Origin of the sequence: Shewanella algicola (assembly GCF_014648035.1) — a bacterium.
GTDB lineage: Bacteria > Pseudomonadota > Gammaproteobacteria > Enterobacterales > Shewanellaceae > Shewanella > Shewanella algicola.
In genome coordinates, this window is record NZ_BMQI01000096.1 from 1 (window position 1) to 6364 (window position 6364).

Consider the following 6364-nt stretch of genomic DNA (forward strand, 5'->3'; position numbering starts at 1 on the left):
TGTATGAGCGATTAAATGAGGAAAACTCTCTCAAAATATGATCGATATAAGGGATGGTTACAATTGACTCAGACAATGTATCCGCTCTTTACATGAGCAGAGCACCCAACAACGTATACTTTACACGTATCTGTTTAGCCAAATATTTACGCGACAAGGGCTTCCCTTTTGACGTAAAAGTCTCCTTACTGACTCGTGACAGAGCAGAAGCATTTTTACTCAAATAATGACCCGTAACATTGAGGTTGCAGGAACACTCAAAAAAATCATAAAGTCTATTGACCATCAAACCCGTATTAATGACTTTATTCGCTACGTTGATGAGGTCATTAATCATCTCAGAGCTCAGTATGATGCTGCGGATGCTGATATCACGTTCAACATCACGCAAAAACCTCATGCTATACCCATTAGAGAGACTAAATTGTCTCAGCATCGTGAAACTCCTCTTTATTACAAGCAAGCTATCCCTCTTCAAGGTTCAAGACTAAGTACCCAAAAATATCATTAGGCATTGCTGATTAATTATGGGTGTCATGGTTAATTTTTGGTACGACTGAATATTAATATCTTATTGTCAAAAATCTGGTTTTATGAGTTCCTCATAATCGTTTAAGATTACGATTGTTCACTCGCTTGCTGTAGAATTGCTTTTAATGCATCCACCTTATGCAACCCGAACACAGGTATATTGCCATTGATCAGATAAAACGGAACACCGTTTATTCCTTTTGCTCCGGCCTCTGTAATATCTGCATGAGCTGCGTTGAGGTAGGTTTTTTCTTCAAATGCTTTTGCGAGTTTATCCGCATCCAAACCAATTTCGCCGGCAAGATCTAATAACGTTTGTTTATTGCCGATATCCTTGCCTTCTTCAAAGGTTGCTTGATATATACGCTCAATCATCAGCTCTTTTTTACCTTCTGCATAAGCAAATTTAGTGGCCTGATGTGCCAGAATCGTATTGTTGATAGTTTGAGCCGCCAGATTCAACTGCAAACCAAAACCAGCGGCCATTTGAGTGTGTTGTTCGTTATGGGCTTTGCCCCATTTGTATGATTTACCGTATCTTTTCGCCACCAGATCATTGAGATCTTCACCGGCGTGACAAGCTTCATTGGGTTCTAGCTGAAAGCTCTTGTGTACAATTTCTATCTCTTCATTTAATGCAAGTCCATCAAGCGCTTGATCAAGACTGGCTTGTCCCATGTAACAGTAAGGACAGGTATAATCAGCCCACATTTCAATTTTCATCGTATTTTTCCTTTTGAGCACATAAAGTGCGCATCATTAGTTTAAAAGTATTTCGAGTTGCTGACTCTATTGCCCGTTGGGCTGATAAAAAACAATAGCCTATTTGCTTTGTATTACTTGGCACCAAAATAGGTAATGTCATAAATAGCTTCTTTACTTTCACCTGTTGGGGATACATGATCAAAAACGGTCATACTATTTCGGTTTACGACGATATGATCACTATCTGCCCCTTTTGCCATGAGATAAAATAGATACCATCTGCAATCTTAGTGGCAGCGGTAAAAACATCTTTCATATCCTGATTATTTTTACTGGCGTATTGTTCGCCAGCTCATTGGTATTCATAGCTGAGCATGCTGACAATACGAATAAACTTACTGCGAGTGTAAAAACTTTTTTCTTTTTTCAGCTCCTTTTCCTAGACCTTTTATTTCTATAGGCATTAATCGTTGATGATCTTATAAGAAGCCACTTTGTTCTTAAGTAAAAATGGAACAAACAGCGTATCGGTATTGTCATCTACACTAATATCTGCAGCGCTAATATCTAACGTGCCTAACAGCGTTCGTTCTTTGTCTGTGATCTGATAAATCTCACCTGCAGGAAAGTGACTGACAACCAATGAATTATTCAGTTCGGTTAGACCATCTAAACCACCAAGTCTGTAGCTTGAATTGATCATTTGCCGCGATTTGTCTGCGATATTAATTTTATAAATTGAGCCATACTCTTCAGGCTCAAATTGCTGAGCTAATTTGCTCGCCATATTAGCGACTACAAGGGTATTACCCTGTGCCAGCAAACCGTTTGGATGTGGGAGGTTTTTATCTTCCAGCCAAACAATTAATTCATTATCGATCAAGGTATAGATTTTTCCTGCCGCGATATCTCCAATAAATACTTGCCCTTTGTCAGTAACCGTCAGATCATTGAGCATGACAGCACCATTAGCCTTTATGCTCTTAGTCATACTTCCTGTTTCGGTATTAATGATATGAACCTGATTTTTATCCACAACATAGAGGTCACTGCCAAACATGTCCATTCCGGTTGGCATGCCCAATCCACCAACCCATTTTAGTTGCTCGATAACACCATCTTTAGAAAGCTTGCTAATAAAACCGGGTTCTTGACCGTTTACATTAGAAACATAGATCCATTGATGTTCAGGTGAAACATAAATAGATTCTGGTTGCGAGAATCCGGTTAATTCCCATTGTGGTGCTAATGAGGCGGCTTGAGTCGTGTTAACAAATAATAAAGACAGTCCGATAAAGGCCGATGCGATGGTAGATTTCAATCTTGTTAACTCCGTCAGTGTAAATGTTCAATCAAGGTGATTGATTGAATTGGATTATCGCGCGACTCAAAGCAGTGATATAGAGGCATATAGTCAATTTATTATTGAATATTAAGAAATAATAAAGTGGATATATAGTGATAGCATTCTTTTTATGGTTTATTAGTTAACTAATTTAGCGGTTAGCCCGGTGATCGTTTTTTACCCTTTCAGGAGGAATACATGTCTGTAGACGCATTAAAAAAGCTTGCAGCTGAATCTTCACAATCTATCGGTTACCAAGTCAAACCAGATCCAATAATCAACAATGCGGATGTGACCAATCAGAAGCAACGCCCTTTTATAGTCGATAAGGAAGAATACCCGTTTAAGAGCCACTGGTATGAACGTAATGGTGTATCGATGCATTATGTCGATGAAGGTGAGGGCATTCCTATTGTGCTGACGCACGGCAACCCCGATTGGTCTTTCTTAAATCGGAATATAATCAAAGATATGTCAAAGGAGACCCGGGTCATTGCCTATGATCTACCCGGGTTTGGATTTTCAGATACGCCTGCTGATTTCGGTTTTACGCCACAGGAGCATTCACAGTGGATTGAATCTTTAATTTTTGAACATCTGAAGTTAGACAAATTCATCATGGTTGTTCAGGACTGGGGTGGACCGACCGGACTAAACGTGGCAACTAATCATCCCGATAATGTACTTGGTGTAGTGATCTCAAATACCTGGGCGTGGAAGGTGGATGGCGGTATTGAAGAATTCTCTATGCTGTTCAGAACACCAGAGATGGAACAGCGAGTACTGGACGAGAACTTCTTTGTTACTAAACTAATGTTGGCAAATATTAAAGAAGAATCCAGCAGTAACCAAGCCATCGTTGATGCTTATACCATGGTATTCCCGACACCAGAATCAAGAAAAGCAACCGCCATTTTTCCTCAACAGATAACCCTTGCTGGCGCATGGCTAGAGAAAATTGAGGCCAGGCTAAAAACACTTGCGAATAAACCAGTAGAATTTATTTTTGGCTTAAAGGACTTCAATCATGGAACGCCTGAGGCCATTGCAAAATGGCGATCTCATTTTCCCAATGCTGACGTCCAACTTGTACCTGACGCCTGCCATTTTGTTCAGGAAGATAGCCCGGAAAGCTTTAGTATTGCACTCAGAAAAATACTAAAAAAAATAATTTAGGAGCCGTTAGACAATCCTTAAAAAATTAATTAATGAAAGAGAAACCTATGACTCACTCTATTATAAAAGACTTAAGCAATAGCTATACAACAAAAAAGTACGATGCCAGCAAACGTATTTCTGAGGAAAATATTGAAATAATCAAAGAAGCTATTCGATTGTCGGCTTCATCGATTAATTCACAACCAGATGCTGAAGACTTCAATTACGTATTGCCAAAATCTCGACTTGCAACTGAAGATGTCTTTACTGTCGTTTAGTTTACGTATGTGAATTCGATTTAAGTTACTTATCGCTTTCAATACATTAAAATTAAGTTTCAGATTCATTTTTTAATTAACGAGCGGATAAAATATGGATATAGCGACTCGCCTTGACCTGTTCCTGGATATTGTTTATCAAGGTTCCTTTGCTAAAGCCGCTGAGCTCAGGCACATGGATCGAGCGGTCGTCACTAAGCAATTTAAAATATTGGAAGAGACACTAGGCGTCAGGTTACTCAACCGCACCATGCGTTCTTTATCCCTAACGGATGCAGGACGCGAGATCCTGGAGCAAGCCAAGGTTATCCGCAATGAGCTCAGTAAAACCCAACGCTTGGCGGAGACTTTTCATACTGAACCCAGGGGATTATTACGCATAACCAGCTATGTTTCGTTCGGTCATCCATATCTGCAGAACGCCATTAATATTTTTATGAAAAAATACCCAGAAACCTATATTGAGCTTTCATTAGACGATAGACTGACGGATATTATAGGTGAAAAATTCGATATTGCTTTTCGCTTAAATTCCCCCAAAGACTCAACCAATATAGCGAAGAAACTCGCGCCAACTAAGTTGGTTATTCTCGCCTCTGAAAACTTTTTACAAGAGCACGGTAATCCTAAAACACTTAAAGAGCTTGTATCCTTACCTGCGATTACCTACTCAAATGGTCCCTTTACTTTTGACAAGCTTGAAATGGCAGCTTCAGGCCAGAGTAAAATGGAGAAGTACAGCATAAACGGACGATTTAAAGCAAACAGCGTAGATTCGCTTATTAGTGCCACACAGGCAGGGTTGGGCTATTCAATTGCCGATTTGTCTGTGCTTAAATCACACCTTAACGACCTCGGACTCGTCCCTATATTGCAAAACTACCGGTTTCCAAGTGATTTTGGTGCGTTATACGCCGTTTACCCGCACAGAAATCAAACGCCACTGGTCAAAAAATTTATCGAAACAGTACAAGATGTAATTGGTACACCTCCAGTATGGGAAGCTTATGTTGAGAATTATTCTTCTATGTATGTGTAGTGAACCCAATGTTGGAGAAATGGGTAGCATCGTTTTTGCGCCGTTAAGCAATGACAAAATTGAACAACTCTGCTGTTCAAATTAATGACACCATCAAAATATGACCAGTTTGATCATACTAAAATTTAACCTAAATTTGTGGTGTATCTCACTATTTAAGCTTTATATATTATTATAATTTGACTCTCAACTTCTTCCTTTCGTTACTTTTTTATCTCATTTGGGCGACTGAATCATTCGAAGTCATATCGGGTTAACAAATAGGTTTTTATGTCTGTATTTATGATATCGCAATTGCTAATTGTCATTGCAATTTGCTTTGACCTGATGTCATTTCAATTTAAACAAAAGCGCATGATTGTGACTTGTTTATCGGTTTCGGTATTGCTCACCAGTATTCATTTTGCATTGCTAGCCCAATGGACTGCAGCTGCACTTATGTTGCTTGCTGCAGTTCGTTATATTGTGACAATATTTAGTTACTCTAAACGTCTGATGTTTTTGTTTCTCGCGGCTAATTTAGTGTTAACAGTAGTGACATTTGGTGGATTAACCAGTTTGTTCAGTTTTGCTGGTGGTTCGTTGCAAACCATTGCTTCATTTTCTAAAAGTGATCAAAGACTCAGACAAATCATGATGGTGGGAATTAGTTTTTGGTTGGTTAATCATGTACTTGCTGGATCGCCAATGGCAGTGATGATGGAATCATTATTTATCGGCAGCAATCTAGTGGGTTACTACCGTTTTTATGGCATGAAATTATCATCTTAAAGTACAATTCCCCCAACACTATAGTGGTCACGAACATCATTCTTGATACGTTAATTTAAGATATGGGCATTCTGTTAGATTTTCATGGCTGTGTTAATTCTGATTGAAGTTTTAAGTTTACTAATTGAGCGAGGGTACGTACTTTGAGTTTTTTCATCACTTGTGAGCGATGAACTTCTACTGTGCGTTCACTGATTTCAAGGTCAATGGCAATGGATTTATTCATTTCTCCTGCTGCAACTTTCATGAAAATCTGTTTTTCTCGAAGGGAGAGTGATGCTATTTTGTCAAGCAAGGCTTGATGTTCTAAACGGTATTGATGAGTCAGCATCTCTTGTGTCAGTGCTTCGTTAATTCGGTCTAAAATATCTTGTTCTCGAAATGGTTTTCGAATGAAGTCTAACGCGCCATGTCGCATCGCTTCCACTGCCATAGGAATGTCTCCATGTCCTGAAATAAAGATGATTGGCAAAGTTGACGTGGTTTAATTGATACGACTAACCCAGTTAAGACATAATTGATTTAACTGGAGATTGA

Annotated in this window: 7 protein-coding genes and 1 pseudogene; 5 read left to right on the plus strand and 3 right to left on the minus strand. The window is 39.0% G+C overall.

Annotated elements, in window-relative coordinates:
* Positions 1-226: 226 nt before the first annotated feature.
* Complete coding sequence (locus IEY42_RS21370) at positions 227-511, plus strand: hypothetical protein (protein ID WP_188927215.1); 285 nt, start codon at positions 227-229, stop codon at positions 509-511.
* A gap of 107 nt (positions 512-618) precedes the next feature.
* On the opposite strand, the gene IEY42_RS21375 is transcribed toward IEY42_RS21370, so the two are convergent.
* Both IEY42_RS21375 and IEY42_RS21380 read right to left on the minus strand, forming a co-directional pair.
* Positions 619-1254, minus strand: coding sequence for a DsbA family oxidoreductase (locus IEY42_RS21375; protein WP_188927216.1), 636 nt, complete (start codon positions 1252-1254; stop codon positions 619-621).
* A gap of 445 nt (positions 1255-1699) precedes the next feature.
* The gene (locus tag IEY42_RS21380) at positions 1700-2557 is read right to left on the minus strand and encodes an SMP-30/gluconolactonase/LRE family protein (protein WP_188927217.1); all 858 of its coding nucleotides are present in this window, start codon (positions 2555-2557) and stop codon (positions 1700-1702) included.
* Between the two features lie 222 nt (positions 2558-2779).
* Here IEY42_RS21380 and IEY42_RS21385 point away from each other — a divergent pair, with 222 nt between their 5' ends.
* The 4 genes and pseudogenes from IEY42_RS21385 (at position 2780) to IEY42_RS21400 (ending at position 5827) form a co-directional block, all read left to right on the plus strand.
* Positions 2780-3757 (plus strand): alpha/beta fold hydrolase, encoded by a 978-nt coding sequence (locus IEY42_RS21385; RefSeq protein WP_188927218.1) that lies wholly within the window; start codon positions 2780-2782, stop codon positions 3755-3757.
* A gap of 47 nt (positions 3758-3804) precedes the next feature.
* Positions 3805-3945 (plus strand): annotated as a pseudogene (locus IEY42_RS21390) (NAD(P)H-dependent oxidoreductase); the annotation flags it as partial.
* A gap of 166 nt (positions 3946-4111) precedes the next feature.
* The gene (locus IEY42_RS21395; protein ID WP_188927219.1) at positions 4112-5056 is read left to right on the plus strand and encodes a LysR family transcriptional regulator; all 945 of its coding nucleotides are present in this window, start codon (positions 4112-4114) and stop codon (positions 5054-5056) included.
* A 270-nt stretch (positions 5057-5326) separates the two neighbouring features.
* A complete protein-coding gene (locus IEY42_RS21400) occupies positions 5327-5827 on the plus strand; it encodes a YgjV family protein (protein ID WP_188927220.1) in 501 nt (166 codons plus the stop codon).
* Between the two features lie 82 nt (positions 5828-5909).
* On the opposite strand, the gene IEY42_RS22700 is transcribed toward IEY42_RS21400, so the two are convergent.
* On the minus strand, positions 5910-6299 hold the full coding sequence (locus IEY42_RS22700; protein WP_275974676.1) for a response regulator transcription factor: 390 nt from the start codon (positions 6297-6299) through the stop codon (positions 5910-5912).
* Between the last annotated feature and the right edge of the window lie 65 nt (positions 6300-6364).

What these genes read in the sequence shown, in the direction of transcription:
- IEY42_RS21370 (WP_188927215.1), top strand. Translation starts at nt 227, where the DNA reads ATGACCCGTAACATTGAGGTTGCAGGAACACTCAAAAAAATCATAAAG.
- IEY42_RS21375 (WP_188927216.1), bottom strand. Translation starts at nt 1,254, where the DNA reads ATGAAAATTGAAATGTGGGCTGATTATACCTGTCCTTACTGTTACATG.
- IEY42_RS21385 (WP_188927218.1), top strand. Translation starts at nt 2,780, where the DNA reads ATGTCTGTAGACGCATTAAAAAAGCTTGCAGCTGAATCTTCACAATCT.
- IEY42_RS21395 (WP_188927219.1), top strand. Translation starts at nt 4,112, where the DNA reads ATGGATATAGCGACTCGCCTTGACCTGTTCCTGGATATTGTTTATCAA.
- IEY42_RS21400 (WP_188927220.1), top strand. Translation starts at nt 5,327, where the DNA reads ATGTCTGTATTTATGATATCGCAATTGCTAATTGTCATTGCAATTTGC.